At 70.1% G+C, this 13,440-nt stretch carries 16 protein-coding genes; 11 read left to right on the forward strand and 5 right to left on the reverse strand.

Annotated features, from left to right (window positions below):
• The first annotated feature begins 6 nt into the window (after window positions 1–6).
• From HHX30_RS19060 to HHX30_RS19110, 11 genes are all read left to right on the forward strand, one after another.
• Window positions 7–1,629, forward strand: a complete 1,623-nt coding sequence (locus HHX30_RS19060) for an FAD-dependent monooxygenase (RefSeq protein WP_169983309.1) — start codon at window positions 7–9, stop codon at window positions 1,627–1,629.
• A complete protein-coding gene (locus HHX30_RS19065; protein ID WP_169983310.1) occupies window positions 1,626–1,979 on the forward strand; it encodes a hypothetical protein in 354 nt (117 codons plus the stop codon). Before HHX30_RS19060 ends, HHX30_RS19065 begins: the two co-directional genes overlap by 4 nt.
• On the forward strand, window positions 1,972–2,487 hold the full coding sequence (locus tag HHX30_RS19070; RefSeq protein WP_211592191.1) for a cupin domain-containing protein: 516 nt from the start codon (window positions 1,972–1,974) through the stop codon (window positions 2,485–2,487). The genes HHX30_RS19065 and HHX30_RS19070 overlap by 8 nt, the downstream gene beginning before the upstream one ends.
• Window positions 2,488–2,515: 28 nt before the next feature.
• The gene (locus tag HHX30_RS19075; RefSeq protein ID WP_169983311.1) at window positions 2,516–2,923 is read left to right on the forward strand and encodes a RidA family protein; all 408 of its coding nucleotides are present in this window, start codon (window positions 2,516–2,518) and stop codon (window positions 2,921–2,923) included.
• 1 nt (window position 2,924) lies between these two features.
• On the forward strand, window positions 2,925–3,806 hold the full coding sequence (locus tag HHX30_RS19080; protein WP_169983312.1) for a fumarylacetoacetate hydrolase family protein: 882 nt from the start codon (window positions 2,925–2,927) through the stop codon (window positions 3,804–3,806).
• Between the two features lie 40 nt (window positions 3,807–3,846).
• Window positions 3,847–4,818, forward strand: a complete 972-nt coding sequence (locus HHX30_RS19085) for an amidohydrolase family protein (protein WP_169983313.1) — start codon at window positions 3,847–3,849, stop codon at window positions 4,816–4,818.
• Between the two features lie 78 nt (window positions 4,819–4,896).
• Window positions 4,897–5,907: an ABC transporter substrate-binding protein gene (locus HHX30_RS19090; RefSeq protein ID WP_211592192.1), complete on the forward strand. Its 1,011-nt coding sequence runs from the start codon at window positions 4,897–4,899 to the stop codon at window positions 5,905–5,907.
• An 8-nt stretch (window positions 5,908–5,915) separates the two neighbouring features.
• Window positions 5,916–6,686 carry an ABC transporter ATP-binding protein gene (locus HHX30_RS19095; protein WP_169983314.1) on the forward strand — a complete coding sequence of 257 codons (771 nt, stop codon included), beginning with the start codon at window positions 5,916–5,918 and terminating at the stop codon, window positions 6,684–6,686.
• Window positions 6,683–7,492 carry an ABC transporter permease gene (locus HHX30_RS19100; protein ID WP_211592193.1) on the forward strand — a complete coding sequence of 270 codons (810 nt, stop codon included), beginning with the start codon at window positions 6,683–6,685 and terminating at the stop codon, window positions 7,490–7,492. Before HHX30_RS19095 ends, HHX30_RS19100 begins: the two co-directional genes overlap by 4 nt.
• The gene (locus HHX30_RS43305; protein WP_211592194.1) at window positions 7,489–8,193 is read left to right on the forward strand and encodes a GntR family transcriptional regulator; all 705 of its coding nucleotides are present in this window, start codon (window positions 7,489–7,491) and stop codon (window positions 8,191–8,193) included. The genes HHX30_RS19100 and HHX30_RS43305 overlap by 4 nt, the downstream gene beginning before the upstream one ends.
• Before the next feature lie 612 nt (window positions 8,194–8,805).
• Entirely contained in the window at window positions 8,806–9,069 is a 264-nt protein-coding gene (locus HHX30_RS19110) for a hypothetical protein (protein WP_169983315.1), read from the forward strand.
• 64 nt (window positions 9,070–9,133) lie between these two features.
• Here HHX30_RS19110 and HHX30_RS19115 read toward each other — a convergent pair whose 3' ends face one another.
• The 5 genes from HHX30_RS19115 to HHX30_RS43745 form a co-directional block, all read right to left on the reverse strand.
• Window positions 9,134–10,015, reverse strand: coding sequence for a TauD/TfdA family dioxygenase (locus HHX30_RS19115; protein WP_169983316.1), 882 nt, complete (start codon window positions 10,013–10,015; stop codon window positions 9,134–9,136).
• A 30-nt stretch (window positions 10,016–10,045) separates the two neighbouring features.
• Window positions 10,046–10,855 (reverse strand): ABC transporter ATP-binding protein, encoded by an 810-nt coding sequence (locus HHX30_RS19120; protein WP_169983317.1) that lies wholly within the window; start codon window positions 10,853–10,855, stop codon window positions 10,046–10,048.
• Complete coding sequence (locus tag HHX30_RS19125) at window positions 10,839–11,912, reverse strand: ABC transporter substrate-binding protein (protein WP_169983318.1); 1,074 nt, start codon at window positions 11,910–11,912, stop codon at window positions 10,839–10,841. Before HHX30_RS19125 ends, HHX30_RS19120 begins: the two co-directional genes overlap by 17 nt.
• 57 nt (window positions 11,913–11,969) lie before the next feature.
• Complete coding sequence (locus HHX30_RS19130) at window positions 11,970–12,860, reverse strand: ABC transporter permease (RefSeq protein WP_311922601.1); 891 nt, start codon at window positions 12,858–12,860, stop codon at window positions 11,970–11,972.
• A 118-nt stretch (window positions 12,861–12,978) separates the two neighbouring features.
• A complete protein-coding gene (locus tag HHX30_RS43745; protein WP_396704436.1) occupies window positions 12,979–13,056 on the reverse strand; it encodes a putative leader peptide in 78 nt (25 codons plus the stop codon).
• Window positions 13,057–13,440 lie beyond the last annotated feature (384 nt).

Raw genomic sequence — 13,440 nt, forward strand, 5'->3', positions numbered from 1 at the left:
CCCCAAGTGACCGAATCCAGGACGCCAGACGGGGAGATCCTGCCCGTCGCGGTGGTGGGCGCCGGCCCCGTCGGACTGATCACCGCCCTCGGGCTGACCCACTACGGCGTGCCGGTGGCCGTCTTCGAGGAGGACGACCGGCTCTCGCTGGACACCAAGGCCGGCACCGTGCTCACCCGCACGCTGGAGGTGCTGCACCGTTACGGTGCGCTGCCCGAGGTACTGCGCGCCTCGTTGCGCATCGACGAGATCGGCGAGATCGACCGGGTCACCAACGAACCCACACTGAGCGTGCGCACCGGCGAGCTCATCGAGGACACCCGCTTCCCGTTCGTCATCAACATCCCCCAGCACCACCTGGAGCCGGTCCTGCGCGGCAGCTTCGAGGCGCGCGAGCAGGGGATGCTGCACATGGCGCACCGGCTGACCACCTTCAAGCAGCAAGACGACCACGTTGAGCTGACATTCGACACCCCGGACGGTGAGCGACACGTCAAGGCCCGTTATCTGCTGGCCTGCGACGGCGGGCGCTCACAGGTGCGTGAGCAGCTCGGCATCACGGTGGAGGGTCACACCCTCGACGAGCGCTACATGCTCGTCGACCTCAAGGCCGACCTCGACATCGCCAACCCTCGCGACTACCCCTACCTCGCCTATTTCTCCGACCCTTCGGAGTGGATGATCCTGGTCCGCCAGCCGCATTGCTGGCGCTTCCTCTACCCCCTGCCGAAGGGCGCCGGCGAACCGACACACGAGGAGCTACGCGACAAGGCCGCACGGTTCATCGGCGAGGTCGACGGCATCGAAGTGCTCGGCACCAACATCTACACCGTCCACCACCGCGTGGCCGAGCAGTGGCGTGACGGCCGGGTGTTCCTCATGGGCGACGCCGCGCATCTGATCACCCCGATGTGGGCGCTCGGCCTCAACACGGGGGTGCTCGACGCCTCCAACCTGCCGTGGCGGCTCGCCTGGGTGCTGCGTGGCTGGGCCGACGAGTCACTGCTCGCCGGCTACGAGGTGGAGCAGGCGCCGGTCGCTGTCAAGGGCTCGGGCCAGATGGCCGAGGCGGCCCGCTCCTACATGAGCCGCCGGGGTGAGGCCGTCGAGGCGATGACCGACGGCAACTGGGGCAACGCGTTCACCCGCGGCCTGCTCGGGGTCCGCCTCGACATCGACGGCACTGGCGACTGGTCGATGTTCAAGACCGGCTCGACTCCGCTGCCGGTGCGCGCCGGGGACCGCGCTCCCGACCTGCCGCTCTTCGGCCCCGAGGGGCAGGTTTACCTGCACGACCTCGCCGCCGACTCCTTTGTCGCGCTCTACTTCACCGACACCCGGCGGCGCCCGCGCGTACCCGCCCAGGACAGCCCCGCGCTGCGGCGCTTCGTGGTCTCCCGCTGGGACGCACCGCACGACTCCGGACTCCGCGACCGGGCCCTGTTCGACCCCGCAGACCGGGTGCGCCGCCGATTCGGTGTGGACACCGACACTCTCGTCCTGCTCAGGCCCGACGCGCACGTCGCCGCGATCGTGCCCTTCGACCCCGCCTCGGACGAGGACGTCGCCGCGGCCTTCTACCAGCGCATCTCCGGACGCGCTCCGATCCGCTTCAAGGAGGAAGCATGACTGACAACGAACCCGTGCTCGGCCCCGACGGGCAGCCCGTGGAGCTCGGCCCCGTCGGCCAGAAGATCGTCTTCGAGAACGAGCAGGTGCGGGTCTGGGAGATCGAACTGGAGCCAGGCCAGTCACAGCCGTGGCACCACCACCTCAACCCCTATCTGGTGATCGCCCTTGAGGCGGCCGACAACCGCATCGACTCGATCCATGGCGGCGACCCCCGTCTGGTGCACGAGCCGGTCGGCGGCGTCGTCTACCGCGAGCCGGGCGAGGTCCACATGCTCACCAACCGTGGCGGGAGCCGTTACCGTTCCCGCCTTGTCGAGCTCAAGTGCCTGGGAGAGAACCTTGCCTGAGCTGCCCTGCCCTCCGGGCATTTCCAGGGCGGAGTGGGAGAACAACCTCTCCGAACCCGCGGTGTACAGCGGGGAGGCCCCCGACCGCTCGCGCGAGCAGGACGTCACCGGTCCCGATGGCGAAGCCATGGGCCGCTTCAGGGAGATCCTCCTGCACACCGGCGACCTGGAGTGGATCGACAAGACCCTCGAGGGCCTGTCGCACAAGATGCTCTGGCGCAACGACGAGACCGGGGCGTCGATCGCCCTCGTGCGCTTCAAGAAGGGCTCGGGCATCCCGTCGCGGCACTCGCACGCCTCCAACCAGTTCATGTTCTGCCTGCAGGGGCGCTACACGTACGTGCCGACCGGGCTGACTCTCACTCCGGGCTCCTTCTACTGGAACCCGAAGGGCAGCCTGCACGGGCCCACGCACGCTGAGGAGGACACGGTCCTGCTCGAGGTCTACGACGGTCCGCACTACCCGACCCAGCCCGAGTGGTACAGCAGCGCGGACGACGCGCGCTGAGCTATCAGGAATTCGAACAGGAGAGACCATGCCCAAGCAGGAGATCCGTTCCGCTGAGCTGGCGACGCCCAACGGGCACTTCGCCCAGGCCACCATGGCTGAGGCGCGTGGCCGCCTCGTCTTCATCTCCGGGATGACCGCGCGCAACAAGGACGGCGGCGTCACCGGTGTCGGGGACGTCGCCGCCCAGACGCACCAGGTGTGCCAGAACCTCAAGGCCGCCGTGGAAGCGGCCGGTGGCACGCTCGACGACATCGCCCGAGTCGATGTCTACGTGCGCAACATGGAGGACTTCGCCGCGATCCACGAGGTCCGCCGCCAGTACTTCACCGGCGTGGCTCCCGCTTCGACGCTCGTCGAGGTGTCGAAGTTCGTCAACAAGGACTACCTCATTGAGATCAACGCGATCGCGGTGATCCAGGACGGGGACAGCTGACATGAAGCTGGCCGCCATCCGCTTCGACGGCGAGATCCGCACCGGCCTCGTGGAGGGCGAGGAGGCCCTGGTGCTGCCCGCCACGGCTCCCTTGCCCGATGACGTCGTACGCGGCGGTGCCGAGGCTCGGGACGCGGTGCGTGCCGCGGCGCAGGGCGCGCCGCGGCACCCGCTCGACGGCCTCGACCTGCTCGCACCACTGCGCCGCTTCAACCGCGACGTGCTGTGCACCGGTTGGAATTACTGGGACCACTTCGAGGAGTCCCAGGGCAAGCGGGAGGGCCAGGACCCGAAGGAACGGCCCGCGCACCCGACCTTCTTCACCAAGGGGCCCGACACCGTGATCGGCCCACGCGACGACATCGCGTGGGACCCGGACATCTCCGCCAAGTGGGACTATGAGGCGGAGGTGGCCCTGGTCATCGGCCGCGACGGCAGATCCATTCCGGAGGAGCGGGCGCTTGAGCACGTCGCCGGCTACCTGGTCGCCAACGACGTCTCGCAGCGTGACCTGCAGCGGGCGCACGGTGGCCAGTGGCTCAAGGGCAAGAGCATCGACCGCACGATGCCTCTGGGACCGTGGCTCACCACGGCCGACGAGGTGCCGGACCCGCACGACCTGACGATCACCTTCGACCTCAACGGCCAGCGGCTGCAGCAGGCGAGCACGCGGCAGACCGCGTTCTCCTTCGCGCGCATCATCGCCGAGCTGAGCTGGGGGATGACGCTGCGCGCCGGGGACGTCGTGCTGACCGGCACACCCAGCGGTATCGGCAACGCACGCGAGCCGCAGATCTTCCTCACCGAGGGCGATGAACTCGTCACCCGGGTCGAGGGGCTCGGCGAGCTCCGCAACCGCGTGGTCCACGTCTCTCTCGCCTAGCTCAGCCCCTCTACACCACCGAAGGAGGCCAGCCCCACCGATGGCCGGCATCGACCTGCACACCCACCTCGCGCCCGTCCTAGGCGAAGCCGAAGTCGCCGAGCTGCCCGGAGTCTCTTTCGACGGCGGACGCCTCGCCGTCGACGGCTCGCACGGAGGACCGCCGCGGCTGAACCAGCCAGAGGCGCTGGAGGCGTGGCTCGGCGAGCGGTCCCTGGATGCGGCCGCGGTCTCCGCGCCGCCGCCGTTCTTCCGCCAGCACCTGCACGCCGCGGATGCGGCGCGCTGGGTGCGGGCGCTGAACGACGGCATGCGGCGGGCCGTGGCCGGTCGGCCCCGGTTGTTGCCGATGGCCTACCTCCCGCTGGAGCACCCCGAGGTCGCCGTGGCCGAGCTCGACCGGCTGCTGGCCGAGGACGGCTGGGCCGGGTTCGCGGCCTCGGCCGGCGGGCGTTCGGTCAGCCTCGCCGACCCGTCGTTCGAGCCTCTGTGGCAGCGCCTGGCGGCCGACGGCCGACCGGTCATGCTGCACCCGGGCAGCAGCCCCGATGCGCGGCTGAGCGAGTTCTACCTGGCCAACCTGCTGGGCAACCCGTACGAGACCTCCGTGGCCGTTGCCCAGCTGCTTTTCGGCGAAGTCGTCACCCGCCACCCCGGGCTGCGCTTCCTGCTCGTGCACTGCGGCGGCTGCGTGCCAGCCGTACTCGGGCGCTGGCAGCGGGGCGCCGACACCGAGCGGCCAGACGTGCCCGCGCTCGCAGTGCCGCTGCGGGAAGCGATCCGCAACTTCTACACCGATTGTCTGGCCCACGATCCCGATGTCGTCGATCTCGCGGTGAGCGTGTTCGGCGCGGACCGCATGGTCCTCGGCAGCGACTGGCCGTTCCCCATGGGCAGCGACGATCCCGTCGCACTGTTGTCCCACCGCGATGCCGACTTTGTGCGGCAGGTCGGCCAGGAGAACGCCAGGGCTTTTCTCGGAAGGTCCGAGGAGGCGGCAAGCGGGGCCTGACCCGCCGCCATGAGTACGCAAAGCGTGTTTCTGGCACAGATGTCTCATTTGCGCTAGGGACCTGTGAAGGGAGTGTCAATGAAGGTCACCTGGTTCGCCCGCGTTGCCGGTGCCGCCGTGGTCGTGCTCATGGCCGCCGCATGTGGCGGTGGAAGCGACACCGCGGGCCAAGCCGACGGATCCACCGAGTCGGTCAACTACCTGACATCGTTCAACACCTTCGGCCGCGACGCCTATGTCTACGTCGCCCGGGAGAAGGGCTACTTCAAGGAGGCCGGGCTCGACATCGACATCAAGCCGGGCAGCGGCACCGTCGACGTGATGAAGCTGCTGGCCAGCGGCCGGGCCGACTTCGGCGCCGGCGACTTCACCACCACCCTGATCACGGTGGCCAAGGAGAAGCTGCCCGTCACCGCGGTCGGCATGGTGCACCAGAAGTCGCTGGCCGCAATCATCTCGCTCCAGGGCAACGGCATCACCGAGCCGAAGGACCTGGAGGGCAAGACCGTCGGCGACCAGCCGGGCTCCACCAACCAGGTGACCTTCCCGGTCTACGCCAAAGCCGTCGGCATCGATGAGTCGAAGGTCAAGTTCGTCCCATCCGCCCCGCCCGCACTGCCGCAGCTGCTCGCCAGTGGCAAGATCGACGCGATCGGTCAGTTCGTCGTCGGCCAGCCGCTCATTGAGAAGGCCGCGCAGGGGAAGAAGGCCGTCGTCCTCTCGTACGGCGATGCCCTGCCCGACTTGTACGGCAACGCGCTGCTGGCCTCCAGCAAGTTGGTTCAGGACAAGCCCGAGCTGGTCAAGAAGTTCGCCGCCGCACTGTTCAAGGGCCTGGAGTACTCCATCACCCACCCCGAGGAGACCGGCGAGATCCTCAAGAAGTACCAGCCCACCCAGGACGCGGTCGTCGCTGTCGCCGAGGTCCAGGCGATGGCCCCCTACGTCGCGCCAGAGGGCGCCAGAGTCGGCGCCGTTGACAAGGCCAGGGTCGAGGCGAACATCAAGATTCTCACCGAGGCGGGTGCGATCACGGCCGGGCTGTCTCCCGAGCAGGTCGTCGACTTCGCCGTGGCCCCGCAGGGTTAGGGGGGCACGTGATCAAGCTCAAGCACGTCTCGCAGGTCTTTGCCGGACGCAAAGGCGAGGTCCATGCGCTGGACAACATCAACCTCGAGGTACGCCGCAACGAGTTCGTGACGCTCGTGGGCCGCTCCGGCTGCGGCAAGTCGACCATGTTGCGGATGGTCGCCGGGCTGCTGCAGCCGACGTCCGGGACGATCACAGTCGCCGGTGAGCCGGTGACCAAACCCAGGCAGGACGTCAGCTTCATGTTCCAGCGTGCGGCGCTGCTGCCCTGGCGCACGGTGCTGGACAACATCATGCTGCCCGTGGAGATCCTCCGCTTGGACAAGGCGGCCAGCCGCCGGCGAGCGCACGAGCTACTCGAGCTCGTCGGGCTGGCCGGCTTTGAGAAGCGGCTGCCGCACGAACTGTCGGGCGGCATGCAGCAGCGCGTTTCGCTGTGCCGCTCACTGATCCAAAACCCCAATGTCCTGCTCATGGACGAGCCCTTCTCCGCGCTCGACGCGCTCACCAGAGAGGAGCTGTCGGTCGAGCTGCAGCGCATCCGCATGGAGCAGGAGACGACCATCATCTTCGTCACCCACTCCATTGAGGAGGCCGTACTGCTCGCCGACCGGGTGGTGGTGCTCAGCCCCCGCCCCGGCCGGCTGCGCAAGATCGTCGAGGTGGACATCCCCCGGCCGCGCACGCTCGGGCACAACGCGCACGCCGATCGCGTCACCGAGGTCAGCGCCGAACTGCACGAACTGCTGGTGCCGACGCTGACGGGCGATGCCGCATGACCGCCGAATCGCTGGGCCAACGCCGTAAGGCGCCCACCGGCCCCCGCATGAAGGACCGCCTGGCGGACTTGGCGCTGCCCCTGATCGGGCTGGCCGCCGTGATCGCGCTGTGGTGGCTGGCGACGATCGCCTTCTCCATCGAGAAGTTCCTGGTGCCTTCGCCAAAAGACGTGGTCGACGCCTTCATGGGCCAGTCCGGCTTCCTCATGCAGCAGACCTGGGTGACCCTGCTGGAGACGGTCGAGGGCTTCGCGCTCGCGGTCGTCGTCGGGGTACCCATCGCGATGCTGATCGCCAGTTCGCGGCTGCTCGAGAAGATGATCTACCCGCTGCTGCTCGCAGTGAACGCCGTACCTAAAATCGCGATTGCGCCCATTCTCGTGGTCTGGATGGGGTTCGGGCAGCTTCCGAAGATCGTCATGGTCTTCCTGCTATGCTTCTTCCCGATCGTGATCTCAACGGCCGCCGGCCTGAAATCCACTCCGGCCGAGCTGGCCGAGCTGGTCCGGTCCTACGACGCCAGCCGTATACAGGCATTCTTCAAAGTTCGTTTCCCCTATGCGTTACCGCAGGTGATGGTGGGTCTCAAGACAGCGATTTCGCTGGCGGTCATCGGCGCGGTCATCGCCGAGTTCGTCGGTGCCGACGCCGGTCTCGGCTTCGTAATCGTGCAGTCGGGCGCGAGTGCGGACACCCCGCTCGCCTTCGCCGCCATGACCCTGCTCGGCATCATCAGCATCGTGCTCTTCTACGGGCTGAATGCGCTCGAAAAGGTTGTTCTCCCGTGGGCAGAGGAGAACCGGTGAGCACTCCTCCCGGCCGGGGCGGGCTCTTCGAGCTCTCCCCGGACAACTCCAGCCCCCGCCGCACCCTCGCAGAGGCGGCGGCGGCAGAGCTGCACCGGATGATCCTGGCTGGCGAACTGCAGGCCGGGTCACCCCTGAGGCTCACCGACCTCGCCGCCCAGCTCGACATGAGCCCCATGCCAGTGCGCGATGCGCTGCGCCGGCTGGAGGCGCTAGGCCTGGTGGAAATCGTCCCGCACAAGGGAGCCAAGGTCAGGGAGCTCAGCGAGGCCGACCTGCGCGACACCTACGAGATCCGCATCGAGCTGGAGTCACTGGCCGTGGGGCGGGCGGCGCTGGCCTTCGACGCCGACGTGGCGGGCCGCGCCGAGCGCGCGCTCGACGAGCACGAGTCGCTGCTGGCCAGAGGCGAGGTCGAGCGGGCACGACGCGCACATACCGAATTCCACTTCGCGATCTACCACGCGTCCGGTTCGCGGTGGCTGCCGCGGGCGATCGAGCCGGTGTGGCTGAACAGCGAGCGCTACCGCTTCGCCTCCACGCCGGATGCCGAGCGGCGCCATCTCAGCCAGATGGAACACCGCGCCATTCTTGACGCGTGTGTGGCGGGCAGGCCCGAGCGTGCGATCGCGGCGCTGCGCGGCCACCTGGAGGGGGCCATGACGCGAATACTCGCGGGCATGGCCCGCTCCACTCGCTGACCCGCACCTCCAGAGGTGTCGACGACGCTCGGATTCTGCTTCCGGCAAAAGGGCGGGCGGGGTGATCAGGTCCCTACCTCAGCCACCTCCGGCCGGCCACGATGAGTGCCTGCAAGACGGCTTGCAGCGCCTGGCGGATGACAGCCAGCCGGGACCGGCTCGTGATCAGGACGGCGCAGCTCGCGCTTCCCGGGAGCAGTGGGCGTATCTGCTGTTCATTGAGCGCATTATCCAGCAAGAGAAAAATCCGCCGGTCGGCGAGCTGAGCGGCGCGGCTCCTGAGGCGTCGGCGGCACCTGGTCGTGGGCGAACGCGCTGGAGGACGCGGCCAGCGTCGCGGCGGCCGTACGCGATCGGGAGTTCGCGGCGGCGCACCGCCTCGACCGGGACCGGCCGGCGCTGGCGGGGCACAGCTTCGGCGGCTTCGCCGCCCTGACGACCGCGGCGGCCGACCCGTCGATCACCGCCGCCGCGTCGGTCTCGGCCTTCGACTTCGGCCGGGTCGGAGTCGCCTGCCGGAAGGACGACACGCTGCGGGCGGCGTACGTCGAGGGCTTCGGCGAGGACCTGCTCCCGCTGAAGGGGACCAGCGGCGAGGCGCTGGTCGAGGAGATGACCTCGGCGGGCGAGGCGTGGAGCCTCGCCGGGCTCGCCCCACGACTCGCGGACCGCCCGGTCCTGCTCGTCGGCACGGCCGGGCGCGACACCGTCACCCCCGCCGCCGAGCACCACGAGCCGGTGGTGGCGGCGTACGCCGCGCACCCGGTGCCGCTTCTGGAGCACCGGGTGTTCGTCACCGACCACGCCCTGTCGGACCACCGCCTCGAACTCGCCGAGACTCTCCGCGACTTCCTCGACCGGCACCTCACACGCTGAACGCCGGCGGATGACGGCGGCGTTCAGGCGCCGGCCGCAGCCGTCGGCGCGCCGGGGCGCCCCCTCACCCGTCCGTACGGCCGGAGCGGCCGGGGCCGTAGGGACGGTCGCCGCGCAGGGTGATGCGGTGCATGACGCGGTGCGCGTCACCGTAGTCGCGGTTGGCGTAGTGGGCCGTGCTCCGGTTGTCCCACATGGCGACGTCGCCGACCCTCCAGCGGTGGCGCACGATGTGCTCGGGCTTGGTGAGGTGGGCGTAGAGCAGGTCCAGGATGGCCCGGCTCTCGGCCTCGGACACGCCGACGATGTGGGAGGTGAACCCGGGGTTGACGAAGATCCCCTTGCGGCCGGTCTCGGGGTGGACGCGGACCACGGGGTGCTCCACCGGCTCCAGCCGGGTGACGACCTCGCCGTCCCATACGTTGCCCCTGCAGCCCCGGCGCTGGGCCAGGTAGTAACCGAACTCCCGGTTGCCGTCGTGGACCGCGGTGAGCTGGTCGGCCAGCTCCCGCACGGGTCCGGACAGGGAGTCGTAGGCCAGCTGGGCGTCGGCCCAGCTCGTGTCGCCGCCGGTGGGCGGGAGGATCACGGCGCGCAGGATGGAGCCGAGCGGCGGGCGCGGCATGAACGTGACGTCGGTGTGCCAGACGTCGGCGAAGCCGTTGTCGGCGCTGTCGAGTGCGTAGATCTCGGGATGCGCATCGTCGACGCCCCCGACGACGGGATGGGAGGCGGTCAGCTCGCCGAGACGGCGCCCGAGCGCCACCTGCCCGTCGTCGTCGAGGCTCTGTCCTCGGAAGAACAGCACCTTCCGGTCGACCAGGGCGGCACGCACCGCGGCCAGGTCCTCGTCGGTGGCGGCCGCCAGGTCCAGTCCCTCGACCTCGGCGCCGAAGTGGGGGCCGAGGGGCCGCAGGTCCAGCCGGACGGCGGTCGGTGTGGTCATCTCACTCTCCTCATTGGTTGGTGTGGTGCGTCACGCGGCGGCGGCGCGTACGGCCCGGCCGATCTCGGCGCGGAGCGCGGCGTATTCGGGAAGGGCGCGCAGTTCGTGCGGTTCCACCCCGGTGCGCGGAAGGCCGACGTCGAGGTCGAGCGCGATCCGGCCAGGCCGCCGGGTGAGCACGACGACACGGCTGCCGAGGAACACGGCCTCCTCGACGCTGTGGGTGACGAACACCGACGTGCGGCCGGTCTGCGCGCTCACCCGGCGCAGGTCCTCCTGGAGGCGCTCGCGGGTGAGCGCGTCCAACGCGGCGAACGGCTCGTCGAGCAGCAGCAGCGGGTCGTCGCCCGCCAGCGCCCTCGCGATCGCCACGCGCTGCTGCTGCCCTCCGGAGATCTGCCAGATCCGGCGGTCCGCCACGTCGTGCAGGCCCACCCGTTCCAGCAGGTCCGGCACCCGGCGGGCGCGTTCCGCGCGGGGCACGCCGGCGTAACGCAGGGCAAGCGCGACGTTGCCGCCCACGGTCTTCCACGGGAACAGCCGCGGCTGCTGGAAGACGATCCCGGCGCCCCTGCCCGGTACGGGCTCGGTGCCGCCCGTCCGTACGGTGCCGGAGGTGGGCTTCTCGAAGCCCGCGACGAGACGCAGCAGCGTGCTCTTGCCGCATCCGGAGGCCCCGACGAGCACGAGGAAGGTCCCGCGAGGGACGGTCAGGGAGATCGGCCCGAGAGCGGCGACCGGCCCTCCCGCGCCGCCGTAGACGTGTTCGACCTCTTCCAGGCGGACGGCGGCGACGTCCGTGCCGGCCGGCACGGCGGGCGCGTCAGGGTGCGAGGACATCGGGAAGTCCCTTGGTGTAGATCGCCCGCTCCACCGTGGCGAGGTCGGGCACCGCGTCGATCTTCTGCTGGTCCTTGAGGAACTGCGCCGCGCTCACCAGGTTCTGCGCCAGGCCGCCGACCTTGTCCGGCGTGCCGAGCCACTCGGGCGAGGCCAGATCGGCCGGCTTGAGGAAGACTCCCTGGCTGAGCTGCGCCCTGGCCTCGTCCTTGCTGAGGTTGAGCTCGGCGCCGACCGCCTGGGCGGCGGCGTCGGGGTCGCTGGAGATCAGGTCGAGCGCCCTGGCCTCGGCCTTGCGCCAGGCGTCGACCGCGTCGGGGTGCGCCTGGACGAACGCGGTCGACACCACGCCCAGATCGAGGGTCGGCTTGCCCGCGGTGGCCAGCTCGCGGCTGCTGATGAGCGTCCTGCCGGTCTTCTTGATCTCCTCCAGCGTCGGCAGCCAGACGTAGGCGGCGTCGATGTCGCCGCGCGTCCACGAGGCCAGGATGTCCTGCGGCTCCAGGTCGACCAGGGTCACCGCCGACTCCGGCACCCCCGCCTTGTCGAGGGCGGCGAGCAGGCTGTAGTGGGACGTCGAGGCGAACGGCGTGGCCACCTTCTTGCCGCGCAGGTCCGCCACGGACGAGACGCCGGCGCCGTCCCGGGCGACCAGTGCCTCGTTGTCGCCGGCGACGTCGAGCACGAACGCCACCTGGTAGGGGATGTTGAGCGGCGCGGACAGCCCGCGCGCGACCGGGCTCGACCCGATGGCCGCGATGTCCACGCTCTTGGCCACGAAGGCCGTGTTGACGCTCGCGCCCGAATCGAACTTGGTCCACTTGATCGTGTAACCGGGCAGCGCCTGTTCCAGCCAGCCCTTGTTCTTCACGATGAGGTCGCCGCTGGGGAAGGCCTGGTAGGCGATGCGGATGGTGCGGTCCGCCGTACCGTCGCCGCCCCCGCTTCCGCTTCCGCCTCCGCCGGAGGCGGTGCCGTCGCCGCACGCGGCCAGTACGGCCGCCGTCGCGGCGGCCAGGACGACGGGGAGCAGACGCGTGAGGCGTGGTCGTGACATGGCGGAGTTCCTTTTGCGCTGGAAGGGGGTTGACGAGGTTCGACCGGCGGGAGGGGGTCAGACGCGGCCGCGCCAGGGGATCAGCCGGGTCTCCGCGAAGCGCAGCAGGCCGTCGATCAGCAGCCCGGACAGGCCGATGGCGAGCAGCCCGAGCACCACGACGTCGGTCTGCAGGTAGCGCTGTGCGTCGCGGACCATGCCGCCGATGCCGGGCACGCCGTTGACCGTCTCGGCCGCGACGACCGAGGAGTACGCGACCCCGACGGCTAGCCGGACACCGGTGAAGATCTCCGGCAGTGCGGCGGGCAGCACCACGTCCTTGACGGCGTCCCACCGCGAGGCGCCCAGCGCGCGGGCCGCCTCCACCAGGCCGGTGGGCGCGCCGTGGACCGCCGCGGCGGTGGCCACGGCGACCGGCGGGAGCGCGGCGATGGCGAGCAGCCACAGCTTGGGCGTCTCGTCGATGCCGAACCAGATGATGAGCAGGCTGAAGTACGCCAGCGGTGGCAGGGCCCGTACGAAGGTCACGACCGGCTCGGCCACGAGGCGAATCCACGGCACCGTACCCAGGACGACGCCGAGGACGAGCCCCGCCGCGACGCCGAGCGCCGAGCCGATGAGGATGCGGCGCAGGCTGATTCCCAGGTGCTCGACGAGCAGGTGACCGCCGTAGCCGCGGACGCCGTCGTGAGTGGTGGACAGCAGGACGAGCTGGTCCCAGACGGCCCGGGGCGCGGGCACGAACGACGGGTTGCCCGCCGCGACCGCCGCCAGCTGCCACAGGGCGAGCAGCGCGAGCAGCGACAGCACCCGTACGCCGGCCCGGCGGGCCCCGCGACCCCGCCGGGCCGGCGGCGAGCCGGGGCGCGGCCCTGCGGCGGGCGGCGGGACCGCGGGCACGGCGTCCGGCGGACGGGCGGGGACGGGTCTGGAGGGGGAGGACGTCACAGTGGTCGCTCCGGAGGCGAGAGCGCCGGGCCGCGCCGCTCGGAGGCGGGCACGGCGGACGGCAACGGAAGGAGGACGGCCGGCGCAGGTGACCACGCCGGCCGGGAGAGGTCGAGGTTCAGGAGCGACAGGCCGAGCCGTTCGGACGGCACAGGTCGATGTGCCGCCGCCGCACCAACCATGATGCCGGATACACATGTATTTCCTACCAAATATGCAGGGTGATAGCAATCGGGCATCGCACCTGCGCCGCCCGCGCATGGCCGTGCACGGCCAGACCGGCAGGTCAGCCGCGTCGTGGACGGGATGTGACCGGCTTCGCCACCGGCGAGATCGACAAACTGCAGGCGCACATGCGGAAGGGCCACACCGAGCTCGGCGCGGCCCTTCCGGGTGCGGACCGCGGCCTACCGGGCGCGGGACCCGGGGATGCTCCTATAGATGTCAAGCGAAACGTTCATGATCGTTTTTGATGATCACCTGGTAGATCTCGCGGGCGATGTAGCGTTTGAGGCAGCGGATGATCTCTTTCTTCGACAGGCCGTCTTGGATGCGTCGTTCCATGTAAGCGCGGGTGCGG

The organism is Microbispora sp. H10836, assembly GCF_012999525.1.
In the GTDB taxonomy this organism is placed as follows: domain Bacteria; phylum Actinomycetota; class Actinomycetes; order Streptosporangiales; family Streptosporangiaceae; genus Microbispora.

Excerpts from the sequence above, each read along its gene's own strand:
- HHX30_RS19080 (WP_169983312.1), top strand. The coding sequence starts at position 2,925 with ATGAAGCTGGCCGCCATCCGCTTCGACGGCGAGATCCGCACCGGCCTC.
- HHX30_RS19100 (WP_211592193.1), top strand. The coding sequence starts at position 6,683 with ATGACCGCCGAATCGCTGGGCCAACGCCGTAAGGCGCCCACCGGCCCC.
- HHX30_RS19115 (WP_169983316.1), bottom strand. The coding sequence starts at position 10,015 with ATGACCACACCGACCGCCGTCCGGCTGGACCTGCGGCCCCTCGGCCCC.
- HHX30_RS19085 (WP_169983313.1), top strand. The coding sequence starts at position 3,847 with ATGGCCGGCATCGACCTGCACACCCACCTCGCGCCCGTCCTAGGCGAA.
- HHX30_RS19125 (WP_169983318.1), bottom strand. The coding sequence starts at position 11,912 with ATGTCACGACCACGCCTCACGCGTCTGCTCCCCGTCGTCCTGGCCGCC.
- HHX30_RS19090 (WP_211592192.1), top strand. The coding sequence starts at position 4,897 with ATGAAGGTCACCTGGTTCGCCCGCGTTGCCGGTGCCGCCGTGGTCGTG.
- HHX30_RS19075 (WP_169983311.1), top strand. The coding sequence starts at position 2,516 with ATGCCCAAGCAGGAGATCCGTTCCGCTGAGCTGGCGACGCCCAACGGG.
- HHX30_RS19110 (WP_169983315.1), top strand. The coding sequence starts at position 8,806 with ATGACCTCGGCGGGCGAGGCGTGGAGCCTCGCCGGGCTCGCCCCACGA.
- HHX30_RS19120 (WP_169983317.1), bottom strand. The coding sequence starts at position 10,855 with ATGTCCTCGCACCCTGACGCGCCCGCCGTGCCGGCCGGCACGGACGTC.
- HHX30_RS19065 (WP_169983310.1), top strand. The coding sequence starts at position 1,626 with ATGACTGACAACGAACCCGTGCTCGGCCCCGACGGGCAGCCCGTGGAG.